At 49.7% G+C, this 24,024-nt stretch carries 14 protein-coding genes; 8 read left to right on the plus strand and 6 right to left on the minus strand.

All coding sequences use genetic code 11. From position 1 onward, the window contains the following. The 5 genes from ACYVR3_RS12530 to ACYVR3_RS12550 form a co-directional block, all read right to left on the minus strand. On the minus strand, positions 1 to 581 hold a 581-nt coding region (locus ACYVR3_RS12530; RefSeq protein ID WP_461244523.1), incomplete at its 3' end, for a hypothetical protein. A 226-nt stretch (positions 582 to 807) separates the two neighbouring features. Then, on the minus strand, positions 808 to 1,584 hold the full coding sequence (locus ACYVR3_RS12535) for an ABC transporter permease (RefSeq protein WP_461244524.1): 777 nt from the start codon (positions 1,582 to 1,584) through the stop codon (positions 808 to 810). After that, the gene (locus tag ACYVR3_RS12540) at positions 1,584 to 2,513 is read right to left on the minus strand and encodes an ABC transporter ATP-binding protein (protein WP_461244525.1); all 930 of its coding nucleotides are present in this window, start codon (positions 2,511 to 2,513) and stop codon (positions 1,584 to 1,586) included. The genes ACYVR3_RS12535 and ACYVR3_RS12540 overlap by 1 nt, the downstream gene beginning before the upstream one ends. Positions 2,514 to 3,599: 1,086 nt before the next feature. Then, positions 3,600 to 4,352: a LiaF transmembrane domain-containing protein gene (locus ACYVR3_RS12545; RefSeq protein WP_461244526.1), complete on the minus strand. Its 753-nt coding sequence runs from the start codon at positions 4,350 to 4,352 to the stop codon at positions 3,600 to 3,602. 225 nt (positions 4,353 to 4,577) lie between these two features. After that, a complete protein-coding gene (locus ACYVR3_RS12550; RefSeq protein ID WP_461244527.1) occupies positions 4,578 to 5,036 on the minus strand; it encodes a LytTR family DNA-binding domain-containing protein in 459 nt (152 codons plus the stop codon). Between the two features lie 335 nt (positions 5,037 to 5,371). Between ACYVR3_RS12550 and ACYVR3_RS12555 the strand changes: the two genes are divergently transcribed. The 7 genes from ACYVR3_RS12555 to ACYVR3_RS12585 all read left to right on the plus strand — a co-directional run bounded on the left by ACYVR3_RS12555 (position 5,372) and on the right by ACYVR3_RS12585 (position 14,561). Next, positions 5,372 to 7,390 (plus strand): alpha-glucosidase, encoded by a 2,019-nt coding sequence (locus ACYVR3_RS12555; RefSeq protein WP_461244528.1) that lies wholly within the window; start codon positions 5,372 to 5,374, stop codon positions 7,388 to 7,390. After that, positions 7,387 to 8,757 (plus strand): aldehyde dehydrogenase family protein, encoded by a 1,371-nt coding sequence (locus tag ACYVR3_RS12560; RefSeq protein WP_461244529.1) that lies wholly within the window; start codon positions 7,387 to 7,389, stop codon positions 8,755 to 8,757. Before ACYVR3_RS12555 ends, ACYVR3_RS12560 begins: the two co-directional genes overlap by 4 nt. A 127-nt stretch (positions 8,758 to 8,884) precedes the next feature. Next, positions 8,885 to 10,306: a glycoside-pentoside-hexuronide (GPH):cation symporter gene (locus ACYVR3_RS12565; RefSeq protein ID WP_461244530.1), complete on the plus strand. Its 1,422-nt coding sequence runs from the start codon at positions 8,885 to 8,887 to the stop codon at positions 10,304 to 10,306. A gap of 16 nt (positions 10,307 to 10,322) precedes the next feature. Then, positions 10,323 to 10,988, plus strand: a complete 666-nt coding sequence (locus tag ACYVR3_RS12570; RefSeq protein WP_461244531.1) for a transaldolase family protein — start codon at positions 10,323 to 10,325, stop codon at positions 10,986 to 10,988. 3 nt (positions 10,989 to 10,991) lie between these two features. Further along, the gene (locus ACYVR3_RS12575; RefSeq protein ID WP_461244532.1) at positions 10,992 to 11,663 is read left to right on the plus strand and encodes a DUF4867 family protein; all 672 of its coding nucleotides are present in this window, start codon (positions 10,992 to 10,994) and stop codon (positions 11,661 to 11,663) included. Between the two features lie 21 nt (positions 11,664 to 11,684). Continuing rightward, positions 11,685 to 13,022 carry a hypothetical protein gene (locus ACYVR3_RS12580; protein ID WP_057152085.1) on the plus strand — a complete coding sequence of 446 codons (1,338 nt, stop codon included), beginning with the start codon at positions 11,685 to 11,687 and terminating at the stop codon, positions 13,020 to 13,022. Positions 13,023 to 13,562: 540 nt separating this feature from the next. After that, the gene (locus ACYVR3_RS12585; RefSeq protein WP_461244533.1) at positions 13,563 to 14,561 is read left to right on the plus strand and encodes a TIM barrel protein; all 999 of its coding nucleotides are present in this window, start codon (positions 13,563 to 13,565) and stop codon (positions 14,559 to 14,561) included. 1,896 nt (positions 14,562 to 16,457) lie between these two features. On the opposite strand, the gene ACYVR3_RS12590 is transcribed toward ACYVR3_RS12585, so the two are convergent. Then, entirely contained in the window at positions 16,458 to 23,123 is a 6,666-nt protein-coding gene (locus tag ACYVR3_RS12590) for a mucin-binding protein (protein ID WP_461244534.1), read from the minus strand. A 463-nt stretch (positions 23,124 to 23,586) separates the two neighbouring features. Here ACYVR3_RS12590 and ACYVR3_RS12595 point away from each other — a divergent pair, with 463 nt between their 5' ends. Beyond that, positions 23,587 to 24,018, plus strand: coding sequence for a GNAT family N-acetyltransferase (locus tag ACYVR3_RS12595; protein WP_461244535.1), 432 nt, complete (start codon positions 23,587 to 23,589; stop codon positions 24,016 to 24,018). The last annotated feature ends 6 nt before the right edge of the window (positions 24,019 to 24,024 follow it).

The following is a 24,024-nucleotide window of genomic DNA, read 5'->3' on the forward strand; positions in this document are numbered from 1 at the left end:
AACGTAAAATTCCCATCAAGCACTTGAATCATGTGTTTGATGGGGATTTTGGAGTTTCTGGTGAATAATTCAGGATAATATAAATATCCTGAAAGTCTACTAGTCATAAACAAAATCGATGTAAACTGATTTACAAAATCATCATTCGTGGCATCATTTAAAAACTCACTGATTTCTGAGAACCGGCGTCCCATTTGATTTTCCGTCAAGTAGCCAGCTTCATCATACTGATACGCTGATATTTTATCATCAAACACCTTAAAATCAAGCATTTCAATATTTGGTTTAATCTCACTATAAAACAGATTCAACGCCGTTGACGTATAATCAAACCGCCGATTAGCCAGGTCCTCTTCTCGATTTTTATTAGCCATTCGAAACTGCAACAACGCAATAATAATGCCGCTAACTGTCGCAATCGCAACAATCGGCCTCATCCCATTATAGAGCACGTCCCAATTAAACCCATCAAAATGCAACGGGCTGGCAATCATCGCCAAAATAAATAACAATAAAATCACGTTGAGCGTTCCTAGATTAACTTTTGTTGCGTACTTCAGCAACCACTTAAAATTTTCCATTTCGCCTCCTTGATTTTTCCTTTTCTTAATTAAATAATCGACCTTATTTTTTGAATTTGCGTATCAATTTTAATCAAACTAAGCCAAGAATATCAGAAAAATCATTTTTTAAAAGCGAACAATGATACACCTTTTCAAGTCATTTGCTGAACCAATCACAACATTAATCATCAATAAAAGCGGTAGATTCCCAATCAGAAATCTACCGCTTCACATTTATTTTCAACTAAACATTTCTTCTCAGGAACACATAAAAACCGATCCAAAGGAAAATCGCAATGTAAATCACGTTCCCCACAAACATCTCAAACGATGAAAGCTTAACGAGCGCTTGATAAGTTCCGGGATGCGCCAACGCATTGGGATATAGTAGCATCGTCAACGGGTTCCACTTCGCCCATTCCCACTTCTGAATCAACATGATCAGCAATTGGCCAACAATGCTGGTCGCAAAGTAGCCGATGATGCCGACTGAAACAGCGGCTGAAGAACTGGTAAAGACGTTGGCCAGTAAGAAAACCAAACTCAGCAACAACCACAACGTGACAAAGGTCGCCGCACTGATTTCCAGCGTTCGGGTGAAGATGGTCAGTCCGTCGCCCACACCCTTATCTAAATCGAGGTGGTGACCAAACAAAATCGCCTTCATTACCAGCGCCATGCCCAGACTCAACACGTACCAGAACACACTGTAGATAAACATTGCCAGCCACTTGCTAACGAGGATCTGCCCGCGACTATAGCGCCGGTACAGCACTTCCTTGATCGTCCCGTACTGAAATTCCATGGTGATGATCGTCGCACAGGCCGCAATCATAAAGAAGATGATGATTGGTCGGGCAAAATACAGTGATTCAAAGGTCGCAGCCGGCTCAAACGTTTTCGGGTAAATGCGAGACAGAATCGCGAAGAACGCCTCCGCTGCTAGTAGGAAGAATGCGCTGATCCAGGTACTGTTCTTCTTATAAAGTTTGAATAATTCCTGCTTCACTAAGGTGCCCACTAGCTCATCTCCTTTTGCTGCTTCTTCTGTAACTCGCTGGCTTTCAAGACTTCGAGCAGGGACGTTTCCAGATTACCTTCCAGTCGATCGATGTCTAAGACGTCAACCTCACCGTTAACTAACACCTTCAGCATTTCAGGTAACGTAGTGTCGTCCGTTTCAACGACCTCCAACTGTGGATTTGGCGTTAATTGGAATCCCGCCGCCTTCAATAATTGTTGTGCTTGCGGATCATTATTGGTTTTCAGGATGATCGTCTGCTTCCCCTGCGAAGCCAATAACCGGTGCATCGTGGTTTGTTGCACGATAGCGCCCTGATCAATAATCAAGAGGTCTTGCGCCAGTTTTTGCAGCTCACTTAAAATGTGAGACGAAATCAGGAACGTGGTGCCCTTTTGCGCTTCCATCATAATGACGTCACGTAGGTCCTTGATCGATTGTGGATCGATCCCGTTCATCGGTTCGTCCAAAATGACGAGTTCGGGTTCGCTGACCAAGGCCATTGCGATTCCCAACTTCTGCTTCATTCCCAAGGAGTAATCCTTAGTTTTACGTTTAATGTAACTATCCATATTCAACTGTGAAATCACGTTTTGAACGTGGCGCAACTGGTGGTCACCATCGGCAAACAGCCGCAGGTGATCCCAACCAGTTAAAAACGGGTAAATGCCGGGGTATTCGATCAACGCCCCAACCTTACTGAGCGCTTCATGACTCGTTGGTGTAATTGATTCGCCATCGATCTCAATCGTCCCAGTCTGGTAATTGATCAGACCAAGGAGCGTCTTCATCAGGGTCGACTTCCCAGCACCGTTAGGCCCAACGAGCCCAACAACGTGCCCCCGTTCAACCGTAAACGACACGTCATGCAAAATGTGCTTATTGCCGAAACTCTTGTTGAGATTCTGCACGGTTAAGATATTTCCCATAAGGGCCTCCTCATTGTGACTTACCTTTTATTTAAGCACAGGTGGCGGTTGGGGGCAAGAGTGTGAGGAGAAGCGGTTAAAAGGTGGCGTGAAAGGCGTCCCCAGTGAGGGCGCCGGGGCTTGGCGGTTTCACTGGGGACGCCTTCCACATAACCTTTTGCTTCTCCGAACGCGTTTCGGCGTGGCGAAGGGAATCAGTGGCGAAATAGCGCGTTCATAATTGCTAAATCCCGGGACAGTTAACTCCAAGTGCCACCGAAAAATCCGTTGCTGGAATGCGCGTCGCAAGGCCTACTTTTGCAAGTGAACAACAACTGCCACTCTGTCTAAATACTATCCAAACGAAAAACGACTACCTATTTTGGTTAGCCGTTTTTAATACTGCATTTTGAAATGATCATTAATGTCCAGTGAAAGTATCCGACGCTATCCTCACCATGGTAGTGTTGGCGACAGTTCGTTACTACTACCTAGTTTTCGGCGCCTGTTTGGATTTGGCTTTCCGCTTACTATTTTTGGGGGCTGTTTTCCTTGGTGTTCTCTGGCAACCGCGCCGAAACGTGCTGCGCAAGACAGAGAGTTGCACGTAAGCGACTTCCACCACAACCCCCAAAAACCGGGGTTTCTCATTTTTAATATTGAGTGCTTTTGGTGACGTACGTTACTACTACCTAGTTTTCGGCGCCTCTTTGGATTCGGCTTTCCGCTTACTATTTCCCTAGTGGGACTGCCTTCCGTGATGTTCTCTGGCAGCCGCGCCGAAACGTGCTGCGCAAGGCAGAGAGTTGCACGTAAGCGACTTCCACCACAAACCCCAAAAACCGGGGTTTCTCATTTCTAATATTGAGTGCTTTTGGCGACGTGCGTTACTACTACCTAGTTTTCGGCGCCTCTTTGGATTCGGCTTTCCGCTTACCGCTTTTCTAGTGGGACTGCCTTCCTTAGTGTCTTCTGGCAATCGCGCCGAAACGTGCTGCGAGAAGCAAAGAGCTATGTGTAAGGTAACTTCAGCAAAAACGCCCAAAAACCGGGCGCTTTCGCTGAAGTTACCTTACACGCCGCTCTTTAACCGCTTCTCTCCGCACTCTACATGTAATACACCTCAACCCCCGACAAAACCACATCCCCGGTCAAATAAACCACTTTTCCGTCCACCTGCTGCACACCATTTTCATTAATACCGCTCAATGACACGTTCGTTTTGTTGATCACCTGCCACGCCTGTGGTAAATACAGTTCCACGCCGCTAAACCGGCTGTTGATATCAATCACGGCATTTTCAACTAAATCAGCTTTATCAAAATACACTTTCAGCCCCGTCATATACGCCGTCACGTTGACCCGTTCCAAGTTGTTGCCGCGGACATAGCGGATGCTGTTGCTCATCCGGCTCTCGATGTTTAACGTCGTCTTATCGTCCGATACCGTCTCCTCGTCAACCATGCCACCATTATACTGGTGATGATAATGTGGTCCGTGCGGGTGACCGTGATGGTGCAATCGTTTTTCCCAATAGCGGTGCCGCGGCCGGAAAAAAATCAACGATAAGCCAATCGTCAACAGCACCGCAATCCCCAGAATCGTCCACGGCGCCAAGGCCTGAATACCCAGTGGCCCAGCGTACAAGATGCTCAAAAAGGCCAGTGAAAACACAATCCCACCGATACTCAACATTGCAAGGCTTTGAATCAACGCCCCTGCCAAAATCAGCGTCGCGATAACGCCCCAGAAACTAAAGTGGTAATTGATCAGATTCAACTGACTTGCCCCCAACAAAAGCGCCCCAACAATGAAAAACGCGCCCCAGAACCAGTTACGGTTGCGAAATGAACGATTCATAATTTATTTAAGGGGTCACAACTCGTCCGCAATGACCCCATCCTCCTGTCTGCCAGCTTGGCAAAAATTTATTTTACGTGATAAAGCCAGTAATAATCGGCAATTTAAGTAACTATACCAAATTAATGATGTTCCATTTTAGAAAATTGTGTTATTATGACTGCACAGGCGTTTATCGTGATTTTAATCACTAATTTCACCTTAAATAATGGCTATACCATTCAATTATGGCTGTTCTAATTCTTCTAACCGTTGCTTCAACACCGGATAATAGCGCCGCGATACGTACACCTGCTTATGCGATTGCTGGAACGCTACAACGTTACTCGAGAGGGAATGGGTCAACGCAAACACGTTGGCCACATTCAAAATAGCGGATTTTGATACCCGCATAAAAGACCCAGGTAACAGGTTTTCCAGTTCGTATAAGCGATGACGGGTTTCGAAGATATCATCCGCCGTATGGGCATTAACCTGCCGCTCCTCAGTTTCGAAAAACAAAATCTCATTCAAATCGAGGTAGTAGGCCGTATCCCCCTTGTAACACGTTAACACCGGTGGCGTCGGAACATCCGGAACGCTCAACTGCTGTAACAACTGTCGAATTTCCGCATCCTCAGCGGGTGTGCGAATCACGATTTCCGGCTCAGCCAGTGTTTGATCAATTTCAATCCGGACCTTCACAACGTTTCCCACCCTTCTATGTTTTTAGTTAACCTGATTTTACCCATGGACACAAGCCGTTTGCGCTAAGTGGCTAAAATGTGACCGTAAGTGGTCGGCTTTATCAACGTTAGGTTATTTGAACCGGTTGAAAATGTAAGCGATTTCATATTCGTACAATCAATTTTTACGTCTCAACCATGCCTTTTAAGCTCCACTTAAGTTCCCAGCCATAAGATGTTTGCATACCAAACAACTTGCGAAACATGTGTAATTTTAAATGCAAACTTAACACCGTATCACCTAACACTTAACCACGAACTTAATACCGTGGTCATAACGGAGGTTTCTGATCCATGACAATTGCGCAACAACAACACTTGATTCTCAGTCGCCACGAGGTCAGTTATCACGACCTCACCCTCTTCAAGCAAACCGATGGGTCGCCGATCGCATTTCTGGGTCGCGGCACCGCCGCCATCGATATGTACCGGGGCAATTTTGATATCAAGGATAACTTACAAACTAAGATTCCGCTCACCATCACTGATGAGCAGGTCGCTGAAGATGACATCACCCTGACGTTAGGGTTCGATGGTCGCGACTACCTTAGTCTTAATTTCACCATCGATAGTCACAGCCGCCTACAAGTGACGCCAACCTTACTCATTGATGGTTGGAACCGCTTCTGGTTGCGGCTCACAGCTCAGCCAGACGAAAAGGTCTACGGGGCTGGTGAACAACTCTCGTATTTCAACTTACGGGGGCACCACTTCCCACTCTGGTCATCCGAACCCGGAATTGGCCGCAACAAGCATACGCTGACTACCTTTCAAGCGGATCAGGATCACGCGGGTGGCGACTACTACACCACCAACTATCCGGAAGCGACCTTCGTTTCCACGCAACACTACTTCTGCCACGTGGAAAGTTACACCTACGCTGACTTTGATTTTCAAAACGATGACTACCACGAACTGCAATTCTGGGGCGTGCCGACTAAGTTAGTGTTTGACCAAGCGCCAACCTACTTAGAACTCGTGACCAAACTAACAGCGCTCATGGGCCGCAACGCCAGCTTACCGACTTGGACCGATAACGGCATCATCCTGGGCTTACAGGGTGGCACGCAACGGGTCAACGACCTGAAAAACAAGCTCCAAGCCCGCGACGTTCAAATCGCCGGCCTCTGGTGTCAGGACTGGGAAGGCATCCGCATGACCAGCTTTGGCAAACGGCTCTTCTGGGATTGGCGCGCGGACGAAAAACTTTATCCCCACCTCACCGATCAGATTCAGGCTTGGCAACAGGATGGCATTCAGTTCTTAGGGTATATCAATCCCTACATCGCTAACGATGCCGAATCCTTCCAAGCCGCTGCCGCCAAGGGCTACTTCGCCCAAACGCAGGACGGCGGTGTTTACCTCGTTGATTTCGGTGAATTTCACTGTGGCGTCGTTGACTTTACCAACCCCGATGCCTTCGAGTGGTTTAAAGGCATCATCAAGCACCAGTTGATTGACGCTGGCATCACCGGTTGGATGGCTGATTTCGGCGAGTATTTACCCACCGACGTTGTGCTGTACGACCACTCTGACCCACTGATGATGCACAACAAGTGGCCGGTGCTTTGGGCCCAGTGCAACTACGAAGCGGTGCAAGAATCCGGCAAGGCCGACCAACTGATGTACTTCATGCGTGCCGGCGCTGCTGGTAGTCAAAAATACACGCCGCTACTTTGGGCTGGTGATCAAAGCGTCAACTGGAGCCAAGACGATGGGCTGATTTCAACCGTGCCCGCCGCCCTCTCAAGCGGCATCATCGGTAACAGCCTAAGCCATAGCGATATCGGTGGCTATACCAGTCTCTACGGTAACGTGCGGTCGAAGGAACTGTTTATGCGTTGGGCCGAAATGGCCGCCTTTACGCCGATCATGCGGTCCCACGAAGGTAACCGACCTGACCAAAACTTCCAAGTCTACGAAGATGACGAAGCCATCGATCACTTAGCGCAATATACGAAAGTCTTCAAACGACTCACCGCATACCGCCACGCCGTTATCGCCGAAGCCGCTCACCGCGGATTACCCGCGCAACGGCCACTGTTTATGCACTACGAGGACGATGCGCATGCCTACGACGTTCAAGACGAGTTCTTGTTCGGCAGTGACCTGTTGGTTGCCCCCGTCAGCCAACCGAACCAAACTAGTTGGTCAGTTTACTTGCCAGATGATCAGTGGGTCCACCTCTGGTCAGGGCGGCTTTACACCGGTGGCACCCACACCGTCCCAGCACCCTTGGGTGAAATTCCAGTCTTTTACCGCAAGGACTCAGCCTTTGCGGATCTCTTTCAACAGATAGGAGCTTCAAAATGACTTATCACGTGACGAATCCCTATACTGGACAGTCGGTGATCGACTATCCCAACGCATCTGATACCGACATCGCAACCGCCTTACAGCGGGGCGATACATACTACCACGACCACTACACCGATTCAGTAGCGCAACGGGCAGCACAACTTCAAAAAATCGCCGACAGTTTCCGCAACCACGTTGACGACCTTGCCGAAGCGGCCATGACTAACATGGGCAAACTCTACCGCGAAGGCCTCGGTGAAGCCAACGCCGCCGCTAATATCGCACAATACTACGTCGATCACGGGCCACAGGCGTTGCAGCCGAAACCCTATACGTATTTGGACAACAAACAGGCGCTTTTACGCTACGATGCAACTGGCATCGTGCTGGCGATTGAGCCTTGGAACTTTCCTTATACTCAAGTGATGCGGGTGTTTGCGCCGAACTTCTTGCTGGGCAATCCAGTGATCTTAAAACACGCCGCCATCGTTGCGGGGTGTGCGGACTTGTTTGAAAAACTGGTTTGGGACGCTATCGGTGACGATGGCGCCTTCAAAAACCTGTTCATCACCAACGACCAGGCCGCCACAATCATCGCTGACGACCGCGTCCAAGGCGTCGCCCTCACCGGTTCCACCAAGGCCGGCAAAATCGTTTCAGCAGAAGCAGCCCAAGCCTTGACCAAATCCACTTTGGAGCTTGGCGGCAACGACGCCTTCATCGTCCTGCCTGGTGCTGACATTGACCAAGCCGTGGCGGATGGCGCCATCTCACGTCTGCGAAATGCTGGCCAAGTCTGTACCTCAGCCAAACGCTACATCGTCCATGAAGCCGTCGCCGAGGAATTTACCGCTAAGATGATTGCGACCTTCAAGGCCCAACAAATTGGTGATCCGAAGCTGGACAGCACCACGATTGCGCCCCTTTCCTCGAAGGCAGCTCAAACTGGTTTGCAGGCCCAAGTCGACGCTGCGGTGGCGAACGGTGCCAAGGTCCTAGTTGACGGTGGTGCCGTGACCGATCAGCCCGGCAACTTCTTCAAACCGGTGTTGTTGACGGGCATGACCCCCGCCAACCCAACCTACGATGACGAATTCTTCGGTCCCGTGGGTCAGATTCACGTGGTTAAGTCAACGGAAGCCGCCATTAAACTGGCGAACAGTTCGCAGTACGGCTTAGCCGGTGCCGTTTACGCTGGCACCACCGCCGAAGCACAGGCGGTCGCCGAACAACTCGAAACCGGTCAGATTTTCTTGAACCAACCTTCCAACGGTTACCCACAGTTACCGTTTGGCGGCGTTAAGAACTCCGGTTACGGCCGTGAAATGAGCGACCTCGCGTTATACGAATTCGCTAACCAAAAGATGATTGCGTTAGGCTGATCACCTTTTCAGCACCACTTGATTCTTAGCTCGATCCCAACGAGCTAAGGTGAGGCAACTTTCAGGTTGTTTGACCTCAGCTCGCCGGGATACATAAACTACTTAGCATTTGGAGGGATTTAGCAAGATGGACTCGACAACCCAAGCCGCAACTCAAAAAAACGACATTGCGCCCCGCACCGTCACCCTGCGTAACAAAATTGGTTACGCCATGGGCGACGTTGGGAATAACTTCCTATTTGATATGGGACAACTCTACTTATTGAACTACTTTACCGACCAAGTCGGGCTTCCCAGCGCAGCCGCCGGGACAGTCTTTCTGGTCGCCAAAATCTGGGACGCCTTCGCTGACATGTCAGTGGGGACCTGGATCGACAACCGAACCAACATTAGTAAACGCGGGAAGTTCCGGCCGTTCCTGTTGTGGGCCGGGATTCCGCTCGGCCTGCTGTTGATCGCCAACTTTACCACGCCGAACTTCTCGGTGACCGGTAAACTGATCTGGGCCTACCTCGCCTACATGCTGTTTGGGACCTGTTACAGTATCTCCAACGTGCCGTTTGGTTCGATGATCCCGACGATGACCCGAAACAGTCAGGAACGTTCCGAACTGGCCTCTTGGCGTCAAGCGGGGTCTAACCTAGGCTTGATGCTGGCGACGATTGGGTTTATGCCGATCGTCAACCTGCTGCCAAATGAACAGACCGGCTACACCGTGGCCGTCGTGGTCTTCGCAGCTCTCGGCGTCATCTGCCAGTGGATCTCCTATGCCAACATTAAAGAAAACTACTCGGCGCCCGCCAAACAAAAGGTCAATAAAAAGGATCTTAAAGCAGCGTTCAAATCACTGCTGAAAAATAAACCGCTCATCACTTTGAGTATCGTTAACCTGTTCACCTTCTCGGCTTTCAACCTCAAACTGGCCGTCCAGGTTTACTACTGCAAGTACATTCTGAAAGATACTGCCGCCATTTCATGGCTGGGCTTCTTCAGTATCGGGATGGTCTTCGTCTCGGTATTTTTAACCCCCATCCTCACCAAACGCATTGATAAAAAATACGTCTACATGCTGGGCTGCGCCATCTGGGCCATCGCCGACATTCTTGGCTTTTTCATGGCTGACAACACCTTCCTGTTCGTGTTCTTTACCTCCATCGCCTACCTTGGCGACGGCTTTACCAGCGCCCTCAACTGGGCCCTCGTTTCCGACTGTGTGGAATACGGCGAATGGCAGACTGGCATCCGTTCCGAAGGGATGACCTACTCCTTCTTCCTGTACTTCCGAAAGCTCTCTCAAGCCATCGCCGGCTTCGTGCCTGGTGTTGTGCTCGCCTGGGTCGGTTACGTGCCCGGCCAAACCCAAACTGCCGGCGCCCTACTTGGGATTCGTGGCTTGATGTTCCTGTACTCGGCCGTCTTATCGATTGCCACCATCATCTTGATGTACTGGGCTTACTCCTTGACTGAAAAGCGCTACGGCGCCATCGTCAAGGACCTGCTGAACCGTCGCGGTGATGAAAAAGTTAACTCTGTTCAAATGACTAATTAAAAAGGGGAAATTTATCATGAAGTATTTTTTAGACAGTGCCAAATTAGATGAAATCAAGATTGCTTACGAACAATACGGCTTTGACGGCGTCACCACCAACCCCAAGCACATTATGGCCAGCGGCAAACCGTTCATGACGGCGATTACCGACATCGCTAACTATGTGGCTGATAAGCCCGACTTCCCGGTTTCGGTGGAAATTAACCCCCACTTAGAAACTGCTGACGAAATGGTTGAAATGGCTACTAAGATCAGCGCCTTATCACCAAACTTCGTCATCAAGATTCCAACCAACAAGCAAGGCATCATCGCTGCTCGCCGTCTCGAACAGGCCGGCATCCGTACCAACATGACGCTGGTCTTCTCCCCAGCCCAATCAATCATGCCGGGTAAAATCGGTGCCAAATACGTCTCGCCATTCGTCGGCTGGAAGGAAGATTACGGCGACGACGGCATGAACTACGTCAAGGACGTGGTCGACATCTACCGGACTTACGACTTTAAGACGGAGATCATCGTAGCCGCCATCCGCAACGCCAAACAGATCCAACAAGCCGCCATTTACGGCGCCGACATCGTGACCTGTTCACTGGCCGTTTACGAAAACAGCTTCTACAACCCTTACACCGACTTAGGCCTGAAGATTTTCCAAGACGCCTGGGACAACACGGAAACGGAGTAAGCCATGATCACTTTAACGAAACTGCAACAAGCTAACCCTGATACTAAAATCACGTTAGTCACCGACCCCGCCTTCGCACTGTACGGCCGCGTGGTCACCCTACCACACCAAAATGAACTCGCTGAAACGTTGGCGGCCAACACGACTATTCCGGATGAAAAGAACGTCTACGTCCGCGATGATCCTCAGTTCTTAACGGATGACCAACGCGCCGACATCGGCCACGACTTCTACGGCGAACAAGCCGTCGAAATCGGCTACTGCAACGGTAACAGCGACCGGATCAACGCCTTTGAATGGCACAACTGTTCTGAACTGAATTTAGCCACTACGGATTTAGTGCTGTTTCTTGCCCACCGTAAGGACCTCGACGGCAAGACAATGACGACGGACAAGGCCCACGCCTTCTTCGTGCCAGCCGGGACCGCCATCGAAGTGTACCCAACCACCTTGCATTTTGCCCCCATCCGGGTTTGGCAATCCGGGTTCAAATGCCTAGTGGTGCTCACCGCCGACACGAACACGCCGCTGAACAGCGACCGGCAACCTGACGATTTGCTGTTCCAGCACAACAAATGGCTCATCACTCACCCCGAAAATACCCGAATGGTGAACAACGGCGCGTTTGCCGGACTTTCCGGCACCAACACCGTCATCACCCCACTCACAGACTAACTTAGAAGGAAGCGCACACTTATGAGCAAAATTCTCTACCTCCCCGTCGTCCGTCGCAAATTTGACGCCGACACCGCTGAAAAAATCATGCAAAGCACCAAACAACAATTATCCGAATACGATTTAGTTGCCCCAGAAGCTTCACTGGGCGATCCAACAGAACTGAGCAGCTATCTGGCCTCTGTTCGTGATCAACATTTCGCTGGCATCATCTTCCATAACACGACCTTTACGGATGCCGAGTTCATTAAATTGGTCCACGAATGGTACCCGAACACACCAATCCTGTTGTTGGCACCCCACGAACCCAGCATTCACGGTTGGTTACGCCTCAACGCGTTAACTGGCATCATGAGTTCCGGCAACTATTTAGCTAGCCAACACCACCAATTCGACCACATCTATGGCAACCCTGACGAACCGGCCGTTCACGATAAGATCAACAGCTTCGTGAAGGCCGCTCAGATCAAGGACGAAGTCGCTCACCTCAACATTGGCGTTGTCGGCACTTTCCCACCCGGATTCTTCTTCTCGGATGCCAACGCTGCTGAACTCCAGAAGCATTTTGGCACCCACTTGATCCACTACAACATCGACGACTGTTTCGATCAGGCCTACGCCTTGGAACCCGCCGTCTACAAGGAACAACTGGACTACGCCATCGCCAACTTTAAGGATCTGGACGCCAAGGGTGATGAAACCATCCGCTTCGTGAAGTTCGCTACTTTAATGAAGCAGTACCAAGCCCAAGACCACTTAGGCGCCCTAGCGTCACGCTGCTGGCCAGACTTTTTTGACAAATACCACAGTGCCCCCGGCGCCGTGTGGTCTCAACTCTGTGACCAACAACTGCCAACCGCGATGGAATGTGACATTCACGGTGCGTTGTCGATGTACATCCTGCAACAGATGACTAGCGATCACGCCGCCACCTTCTTGGGTGACTTCTCTAGCATGGATCCAAGCGATAACACCATGACCACTTGGCACGACTACGGCGCTTACTCACTGGCCAACCCCAAGTACGGCGTTGAAGCCAGCGTTCACCCAAACCGCAAAGTGCCTGTCAGTCCGAACATGGTCCTCAAACCCGGCCAAGTGACCTTCTTACGGGTCCACTACACCGAACTTGACGGCTACGAATTAGCGATTTCTCGCGGCAACGTGTTAGACGTTGAGCCTCAATTCAACGGTGCTTCTGGTCGAGTCCAAATGGACGCGCCAGTTGAACAACTGGTTGACCAATTCGTTGAAGAAGGCTACGAATCTCACTTTGCGCTGGTTTATGGCGATTACGTTGATGATTTGAAGGCTCTTGGTCGGTTGTTGCAGATTCCGGTTAAAGTTTATACGGATTAAATCGTTTATTTTAAGCGAAAGCTCTGGTTAATGCATGCCAGGGCTTTTTTTGCTGTCGTTTGTGTTCGGCGTAAGTGTGCGGAGCGAGACGGGTTGAGAGCAGTGTGCAAGGTAACATCGGTGAAGGCGCCCGGGCCTGGCGGGTTTACCGATGTTGCCTTGCATGCAGCTCTCAGTCTCGCGCAGCACCATTCGGCGTGGTGGCCAGAAAGCGCGTGGTTGACAAGTTCCTACATCTTCAGGAACCCTGGAAATAACAGTTTAAGTGGCGCCGAATTTTGTAACCTGAGAGCGTCGGTTTTCGTGCGGCTTTGGCAAGCGAAGCGACGACAAACAGCCAACACCCAAATCACACCCAACACTTACGCTGGACACAAACGACAGCAAACATCGATGAACCACGTCAGAATACCAAGTACCATAATTGCTGATTTCTAGACAAAGCAATTGGCGCCACTTTTTATTTCAATTTTCCCGCCGAGTCACGCCCCGCTCGTGTATACTAGGTTGTAAACGATTACACAAAAAGGAAGACCTCACATGGACTATCTCATTAACATGCCCGTCAACAACTGGTCCGTTGACGAATTCGACAGCACTGACGACCTCAAGCACTTCTACCAGCGGTATGGCTGCAACGGCATCGAGGCCATTTTAGTTGGCGATGATTTTTCACCTAAGATGAAAGCCGACATGATTCCCGGCCTACACCTCAGTTTCTACGCCAACTGGCTACCGCTGTGGCAAAACGACACCGAAACCTTAATGAAGGAGTACGGTTCTGAAGCTGCCTGGACCGAATTTTTCCAAGCCAAGAACCGTGAAGAACTGATTGAAGTCTACGGTAAACAGTTGATTGCGGCCCATAAGTTAGGGGTTAAATACGTGGTCTACCACGTCGGCGATACCACCCTCGATGAACTCTACGCCTACGACAAGGCCGACATCAGCTACAAAAACCAGCAGATCATCGATGGTACCGTGGAGATGGCCAACACCCTTTACGACCGCTACGGCGAGTACATGGACTACGATTTTCTATTTGAAAACCTAACCGTGGGTGAGCTGAACTTGCTGAACCCCAAAACACCGCTAGAACTATTAGACCGGGTGAAGATTCCTAATACCGGCATCGTTTTGGATACTGGTCATTTAAGCAACACGAATTTAGCCATCACGAACCAAGACGATGCCTGTGATTACATCATGCAGATTCTCGACCGAAACGAAAGTCTAATTCCGTACATTAAGGTCATGCATTTAAACTGCAGCGTGGCCGCTCACGACGGCTTCTTTGCGGAAGTTGCTAAAAACGTACCGTTAGACCACTCTAAGTCGTACCTCGACCAGTTTGCGCAAGTCTACAACCGATTGGGTAAGGCCGATCAACACATTCCGTTTACGACGTCGGCTATTCAGAAAGTGGTGGACCGCGTACAGCCAGAGGTTGTGGTTAACGAGTTGGCTCACCATAACCGTGAGGAGTGGGGCGACCGGATTGGGACGCAGATGGCGGCGTTGGGAAAGTATCAGAAGTGAGTAGGTTAAGTGCCAGAGATGCCCTGAGGTGGTGTCTGTGGCGCTTTTTTGTTGGATTGGCGTTGGACGGCAGCGTTCATTGCTAGTTCAGGAGGCCATCACTTACCTCAAAATTCGGGCGTTTTCGCATTACTTAGCGAACTTGGCGACGTGCATTGCTACTACGTTTGTTTCGGCTTGATTGTAATTGATTCGTTCCGCAAATGAATTACTCACTGAAGTCTTTTTAGTTAACCTCTTTTTGGCCACCGCTTCTCCTCGCGCTTTGCGCCCTTTACCTTTCCTTTACTTCCTTTTAAGTTCGCTTTAAGCTACCAGCCGTATATTAGATTCATCAACAAGCAAACAACAACTTAATCAATCCAATTTGAAAGGAAGCCTTGCCCATGAAACCTAGTGGTCATCACCGGTACCCCCTAATGCCAACGGTGATCACGGTAATGCATCTTTAAAGGCTCAAGCAAGTAATACCCCCAAACATGATGAGGTCGGCTAGCCCCCTAACTAGTCGGCTTTCCCTAATCAAATGACGAGTAACACCCTTTTCAAGCATATATAAACAAACAACATAAACCCGAAAAGATCTCTAACAGGCCTCCCATTCTGTTGGAGGTCTTTTTGGTGGGAGAGCGTGCCAGAACGCGGTTAGGTCCCAGAAGGTAAGCAGTTAATAACGTAGATTCCCGGTCTTAGAGTCTGCGTTATTAACTGCTTACCTGGCCGGGACCTGCGTTCTGGCGCGCGTTTAGGCTATATAACAGTCCAAATTCTCCCCATTTTATGTTTCACTTAAGCCAAATTTAAGTCCCACTTAAGCGTCACCCCTTAATATATAACTTGTAGATGAGGTTCCCACCTCTCTAAAATTGATCACCCTCACGACACTAGCCCCCTAACTAGTATCGTGAAACAGTCGCTACTCCCACTAACAACCCCAAACCAACAACTTGATGCCCCCTAATCATCAAGTCTCCCATTCATCAGCGACCGGGTAGTGATCAATTTGTAGATAACTAAAAAAATCACCGGCCGTCCTCCCCTGACATTGCCGGTGATTTTTTTGTATTTTATAACGCAACCTCACTTTAAGTTAGGCTTAAGTTGCCATTAAGTTCTGCTTAAGCTACACCCGTTATGATGTTACTTGTAGATGAGGTTTTACCTCTCTAAATTGATCACCCTCGCCAAACTAGCCCCCTAACTAGGTTGGTGAATCGGTTGCAACTCCCACTCTTAACAAACCCCTAAACTAACAACAACTTGGTGTCCCCTAATCACCAAGCCCCCATTCATCCGCAACCGGGTGTGATCAATTTCTGACATAACTTAAAAATCACCGGCCGTCCTCCCCTGACGTTGCCGGTGATTTTTGTTTTCCCTAACTCGCCACTGATAAATTCAACTTAAGCTTCACTTAAGCACCAGTTAAGTCCACTTTAAGCTCCCCGAACTATCATGGTTCTTGTAGATGAGATTCAATCCTAGTCAACTGAAAGGAAGTCTGTTTATGAAAATACTACTTGCAGCTATCCCCGCCGTGATAACGGTCGCGACCATTAGCGCCGTCACCGTCCACCGTCACCAGCAACGCTTGCTGGCAATGATTCCCCTCAAATAACCAAGAAGTGCAAATTTAGCTCCCAACGATTTCTCAGATCAAACTAAACCAACTTAACTGAATTGAACAACACCCCTAATTAACTGAAGCACCTCTCTCTTAGCAACACCTCCCTAACTAAATAACGCAAGCAAAACGGCCACTTTCCCCTGAGTGGTCGTTTTTTTGTGGCCGTAAGCCATAAAAAATAAGTCCACTCATAACGAGTGAACTTACCGTGAAACATTTTTAGCGATAAATAACAATGTCAACATCATCGTTGATCAAACCGACTAACCTTACTTAGAATCTGTTTTCTTGCGTTTCTTCCAGCCAGTCAACCCCAGCGCACTCATCAAAAGTAACCCGATAAGTGATGTGGCCTGATTAGCGTCATCAGTTTGTGGCAAAGTAGCCTGTTCATTTGATGTTGGTGACTGACCGACTGTAACAGTCCCAGTTGCTGCTGGTGTTTTAACCGTGCCTGGGGTCGTTGGGGTCGCTGTGACTTGACCACCACTTCCGCCAGTCTTGGTATTACCACCGTTGTCACCGGTACCCGCGCTGGCACCACCGCCAGTAGTACCACCAGTATCTACTATTGGTGTGTCAACAACTGGTGTCGTGCCGCCTGGGGTCTCGTTACCACCTGAACCGTTACCGCCACCTGGGGTTGGTGTTTCAATCCCAGTTCCCGGTGTAGACGTTTCTGGCGTAGAAGTTCCCGGAACAGCCGTGTAGTGCACGTTAACGATCGTATTGGCATCCGTTGGTGTAACCGCTAATTGCGCGACGATTGCCAAATCAGGGGTATACCCTTGAATCGTAGGACTCAAAACTGCAGGGAAAACATTCGAATCAACAACTGTCCAATCACCATAAGTGACCGCTCCCGTTGCAACGTTCAAAGTCGCCTGACGCTCATAGTGCACGAGCTGGATCACACTATCCGCCGCCTTGGTGCCATCCGGATTCAAGTAATTGATCGTCCGTGAAATGATCTGGTTAAGATCGCTTTGGGTCAAACCACCCGGATACTTAGGGCTATCCTCATCACCCGGAACGATTGAAGTTCCCGGATCTTTAGGTCCCGTTGGGTTGCTTGGATCAATCGGCTTGTTTGGATCTGGGTCCTTTGGCCCAACGATGATCTCAGCAGGGTAGTATTTGACCGTCGTGACGATTGGCGCCGTGTCGCCGGTGACCGTGACAGCATCAACTGTCGTCACGATTGGATACAGGCCTGCCACACTTGGACTCGTCACCGCCGCAAATTGATCAGTCGTCACTGGTACCCATGGTGAGTAAGTCACCGTTCCAGTCGCAACATTAACGGTCCCGGTTCGGGTAAAGGCTAACGTTGCAGCACTGTCTGGCGCAACCGTCTCACCCGTACCAGCGTTTACGTAGTGAATCGTTTGCGTCACGATGGTGTTCAAATCCTTTTCGGTGACGCCTTCAGGGTATTTAGGCCCATCTTCATCACCTGGTACGATCGAGGTCCCCGGATCTTTTGGCCCGGTTGGGTTGCTTGGGTCGATCGGTTTGTCTGGATCTGGATCATGCGGTCCGACAATCACTTCAGCTGGATAGTAAAATACTGTCATATCGGTATTTTCATCCGTTGCCGTCACCGCTTGGGCATCAACTTGTGGCTTCAGCGTAATCTTACCGTCAACCGTTGGATTGATGACTGCTGGGTAATTAGCTGTTGCCGGTGTCCAAGCAGTGTAAGTGACTTGTCCCGTCTGAACTGCCACGATACCGTTTCGTTCAAAGGCTTGCGTCGCGATATGATCGTTAGCGACTGTCTCGCCAGTGAGTTTGTCGATATAGTGGATCGTTTGGGTCTTGGTCATGTTCAAATCCGTTGCGGTCACGCCAGCTGGATAAGTTGGCGTATCCTCATCGCCCGGAATGATCTCATCACCCGGATTCTTTGGCCCAGTCGGATTACTTGGATCAATTGGCTTAGTTGGATCGGGGTCTTTTGGTCCCACGATAACTTGATCAGGATAGTATTTGACCGTCTCAACGATCGGTTGACTATCGCCTTTCACCGTTGTCGCCGGGATACTAGTCACCAAAGGATAGTACCCATCGACCGTTGGACTGACAACTTCACCAAATACATCCGTCGTGACCGCTTTCCAGTCAGCGTAACTCACGGTGCCGTTTTGCACATCAACTGTCCCAGTCCGCGTAAACGCTAATTCAGCGGTCGCGTCTTTCGCAATTGGTTGTCCAGTCGCGGCATCAATATAATGTACCGTTTGCGTTACTGACGTTTTCAAATCATCGACCGTCACGCCACCCGGATATTTAGGACTGTCCTCATCACCCGGAACGATCGATGTCCCTGGATCTTTTGGCCCAGTTGGGTTAGTCTCGTCGATTGGCTTATTTGGATCAGGTTCATTTGGCCCAACGATGATTTCTTTAGGGTAGTATTTAACCGTTTCAACGATTGGCTGACTGTCACCAGTGACCGTAACCGCTGGAATTGCCTTGACCAAAGTAAACATGCCATCAACGTCTGGGCTGACAACCTCACCAAATTGATCAGTTGTCGTCGCTACCCAAGGTGAGTAGGTCACTTCACCAGTGGCCACATTCACCGTCCCAGTTCGCGTAAAGGCCAATTCAGCAGTCGCGTCAGTTGCAACCGGATCACCAGTTGCTGCATCAAGATAGTGGACCGTTTGGGTAATCTTTGCATTCAGCTTATCTGCCGTCACGCCTTCAGGATATTTCGGTCCGTCCTCATCACCTGGCACGATTGAAGTTCCCGGATCTTTTGGCCCAGTTGGGTTGCTTGGATCGATTGGTTTGTCTGGATCCGGGTCATGCGGACCAACAATCACTTCAGCTGGATAGTAAAATACTGTCATGTCAGTATTTTCATCCGTTGCCGTCACCGCTTGCGCATCAACTTGTGGTTTCAATGTGATCTTACCAGCCACTGTCGGATTGACGACCGCCGGATAATTAGCAGTCGCTGGCGTCCAATCAGTGTACGTGACTTGGCCCGTCTGAACGGCCACGATACCGTTGCGTTCAAAGGCTTGCGTTGCCACATTGTCCTTGGCGACCGTCTCACCAGTCAGCTTATCGACATAGTGGATCGTTTGGGTCTTGGTAACGTTCAAATCATCGGCTGTCAAACCGCCTGGATACTTAGGCCCATCCTCATCACCCGGAACCACGTCCGTACCCTCGTCCTTTGGCCCAGTTGGGTTACTTGGATCGATTGGCTTATTAGGATCTGGATCTTTTGGTCCGACAATGATCTCAGCTGGATAGTATTTAACAACCTCAACGATCGGCGCGGTCTCGTTAGTTACTTTCACCGCTGGCACCACGCTAACGTTTGGATAATACCCAGCCACCGTTGGACTAGTGACCGCCGCAAATTCATCGGTTGTCACTGGCTGCCAATCAGCGTACGTCACCGTACCGGTTGCAACATTCAGCGTTCCGGTCCGGGTGAAGGCCAATTCAGCATTATTGGTTTGCGCGATTGGATCACCCGTTACCGCATCAACATAGTTAATCGTCTGCGTTACCTTGGTATTCAAATCATCGGCTGTTAACCCACCCGGATATTTAGGGCCATCCTCGTCACCAGGAACGATCGTGGTGCCTTCATCCTTTGGTCCAGTCGGATTAGTTTCATCGATTGGCTTATTAGGATCTGGATCATGTGGTCCAACGACGATTTCGGCCGGATAGTAGAAGACGGTGATGTCTTTATCCGTATCCGTGTATGCAACATCCATCGCCGCAACTTCCGGCCCAAAGGTAATTTTACCTTCAACGACCGGGCTAGCAACTGCCGCAAACGTTCCGGGTGCCGGTGTCCAGTCAGTATAGGATACAGTTCCCTTTTGAACATCAACGAGACCGGTTCGAGTGTATTCAATGATTGCGGTATTATCTTCAGCAACCTTTTCACCCGTGGCCTTATCAACGTAGTGGATGGTTTGGGTGCGCTGGCCGTTCAAATCCTCAGCCGTAACCCCAGCCGGATATTCCGGACTATTGTCGTCGCCCGGAACGATCTTATCGCCCTCGTCCTTTGGTCCGGTCGGATTACTTGAGTCGATTGGTTTGTCTGGATCCGGTTCTTTTGGACCAACAACAATCTCATTTGGATAGTAAACAACCGTCACTTCTGATGGGGCGCTATTGACCGTTACCGGAACGCCTTCAACGACTGGGGTCTTGGTAAAGTAACCCGTAACCGTTGGACTAGTCGCATCTGGGTACGCCGTTGGTCCCTTCCAATCTTGATAGTAAACCGTGGCGTTACCATTTTCGTCAAGTTGATCAAACCGAATCAACGCCACCCGACTGTACTCAGCCGGTGTAACCTCATCCGGCGCCAGTGTCTCACCCGTCAACGCGCTGACGTAGTGGATCGTCCGGTCAACCGACCTATTCAGGTCATCTTTAGTGACCCCATTTGGGTAGACCCGCGGATCATCAGGCTTATCCGTCACGGTATCGCCCTGATCTTTAGGACCAGTTGGGTCAGTTGGCTCAACTGGTTCTTTCGGCCCAACGATCACCTCGGCTGGATAATAGTTAACCGTATCCTCGTATGCCGGATTCTCTTGGGTCACGTCAACTGGCACTTCTGAATAAACTGGCTTACTCGTAACATAACCCCGAACCACTGGATTCGTAACTTCCGCAAACGTATCAGTCGTCACCGGACGCCAATCCGTATAAGTTACCTGCGGATTACCTTGGCTGTCAGTCTTGCTGAAATCAACACTAGCAGCCCGTTTGAAGTCTAGCGATGTCGTATAATCGGACGCCACCGTCTCACCAGTTTCACCGTCTTGGTAATGCAGAATCTCCGGTACGATTGTTTCCAGATTATTGTCGGCTACCCCTGGCGGAAAGACAGGTGAATTTGGATCACCCGGTTTAACTGGGGTATTGGGATCCTTTGGTGATACGTTAGTACTTGGTTTATTGGGATCCTCAACCGTATCTGGATCAACGGTATAAACTGCCGGGTAAAGTTGAACATACTGTTTAACGTTCCCATTTAAAAGACCTGGTATCGTCGTCAGTCCACTTGTGGCAGGTAAGTAACCATCGATCTGTTCCAGATTTTCTTTAGCAATTGCTGGAAAGACGGCAGCTGCACCGTTAGCCTGAGTGTACGTTCCTCGCGTAATGGTGGCACTATTAGCTGAAACGCCTGATGGGGTGCCACCAGCCTGTACGATCATCGACGTTGGTTGACTCGACTTAATTTCAGCGCCCGTCAAAGCATCCATATAAACAATGGTTCTGGTATCTTGACCATATTGTAAGGCAGCAGCGGCCCCTGGAATATCGCCAATGTTATTACTTTCAACCACGTAGATGCCATCAGTTGCCGTAAACCCAGCCGCCGCTAAATCAGCGTTCCAAGTCCAGTTACTGCCAACTGTCGCCGTGACCGACTTCTTGCCATCATCAGACTTGATCGTAATCGTATCGCCGACAGCAGTTCCAGTTCCGGATGCAGCTAACCCAGTTGAACTAAATGGGTTCCATGTAACGGTTGGTTTGAGCTGAATATTTTCAATTGTAAATACACCATCGTAGACCCGATTAGATGCGGATACTGCGGTTGGTGACGTGCCTGTCGTGTAATATTGACTGGTTGACACCGTGATCGTATCGGCGTTGCCGACTGTCGCAGTTTTGGTCGTTGCATTAATCGAAATTGATTTTGGAAAACCGGTACCAATGGTTGTCAACTCTGTAACGCTCGGACTAGCGCCGGGGGCATCGGATTCAATGAATAAGGATGGAACCCCACCGGATGCCTGTTGGAAAGTCGACGATGCGCCCGTCATAGCGAGATTTTGAGTAGGCACCGTGACAGTGATCACTGATGCCGGTGTCAGTTCAACCTTGCCATTCACGGTACGCGTATTGGTGGCCGAGATTGATACGTTCTTAACCCAAATTTGACCGTTAATGACCTCAGTTGAAAGTGCATTGGGATAAGTGGCAATATTACCACTGAATGGTGTCCCTGAAAATTCAATCGCAACTGTTGGACTCGTATAAAAAGCGTTCGTTCCTGTGCCACCCACTTGAGTCAGCCCAGCAGCCGTTGTCGAAGCGTTAGTCTTATCCTTATAGATAGCGATTGCTTCTTGCAGCGCCGTATTGGTCATCGTTACTGAGCCAGGATTGACCGCCGTGACCTGAGTCGCCGGAATAATGACCGACGACATGACCAATGGAGCGGCCGGCACTGCTGCTGATACGGCTTTAGTAGCTGCTGTCGATGGTGCTGCAGCCGCAATTGATTGTTGCGTTGCCGCCGAAGCAGAAGCTGCTGTTGTCGTTGAACTGTTATCAGTCGAAGTTACATTACCGGATGTTTCCTGTTTAATAGTTGGCGTTTGGTCTGGTGCCGTACTTTCTGATTGAGACTGGGTAGCTATCGCCCCGGCGCCTGAACCACTGGTTGGCGTGGTAGCAGTTGTACTTGCTGAATCACTAGCTGCTTTCGTGGTATCAGTCGAACTCGCATCCGTTGAAGTAGCGGGTGCTGCTGGTGCACTATCCACCGGTTGATATGTTGAATCAGCAGAAATTTCAGGTGACGTCGTCGTTTGTGCCGACTCAGCAGTCGCTTGCTGGGGCGTTGAATCTGCGACCGGTTGCTGTGGTACCGCAGTTGCATCAGCCGCCGGTGTCGTTAAGGTTGCAGTTTGCTCGTCCCCCGTTCCACTGGTAGTTGATGGTACTGGTGCACTAACTACCGGATCAGCTGTGTCACTAGTGGCAGCCTTGGCAGGGACAGTCGAAACGGCTAAACCTAGTGCAGTGGTCGCAATTCCAGCCACAATCCAGTTTTTGCCATTTTTATACATTTTATACCAAACTTTTGTCTGGGCCGTGTCCTTTATTAGCTTGGCACGGCCGCGAACCGCTCTCTTACTCATGCCAATTCCTCCTCCTCGAATCTTGGCCATTTTCGCTACAAACACAAACACCTGACTTCCCCAACTTTCACAGCGTAGTTTAATGCGATTGGTATAGATTATCAACTAATTACACACCAACTAGTAAAAGTCGGTTCATACCTAAAATATCGTCATTTTTTTGAATGTATTATAACGGTTGTCAATCATTGGTATAGTTGTAAGAACGGCTGTACTCATTTCCAGCACAAGTTCGTTTTGATTCATCACCTATATTGGGCACATTGAAATGGCGTTTAACAAAAAGGGCGTTTCAAGCTGTTTTCGGCCACCACGCCGAAATGAGCGCCATAAGGCAGAAAGCTGCACGTAAGCTCTTTTAGGCCGCCACGCTGAAACGTGCGCCACCTTCTAATCGCCTTGTTCTGCACACTGCGCTATAATAGATTCTAATCAAACTCTAACAATAAAAGGGGACCTCACCATGAACGTCCATACCGGATCAGAACCTTGGAACCACGCCGCTGCGTTAGCGGTTCGCCTGAACGTGTTTGTTCAGGAACGTAATATCGCTATTGAAGATGAATTTGACGACCACGACCTACCTGATACCGTTTATGCGGTGGCCTATGTAGACGCCAAAACCCCCGTTGCGACGGGGCGTTATCAACCACTCGATGCTGATACGATTCGAATCGCCCGCATCGCAACGCTGAAAGACTACCGTGGTCAGCACCTTGGTGCACAAGTGGTTGCGGCATTGGAGAACAAAGCGCGTCAACAGGGATACAAAACGTCCTTGATCCACAGTGAGTTAACCGCCCAAGGCTTTTACGAACATCAAGGATACGTGGTCAGTTCCGAGATGTACTTGGAAGACGGCGTTCCTTGCGTCAATGTCGAGAAAAAATTATAACAGCAA

The organism is Secundilactobacillus muriivasis, from assembly GCF_054785195.1.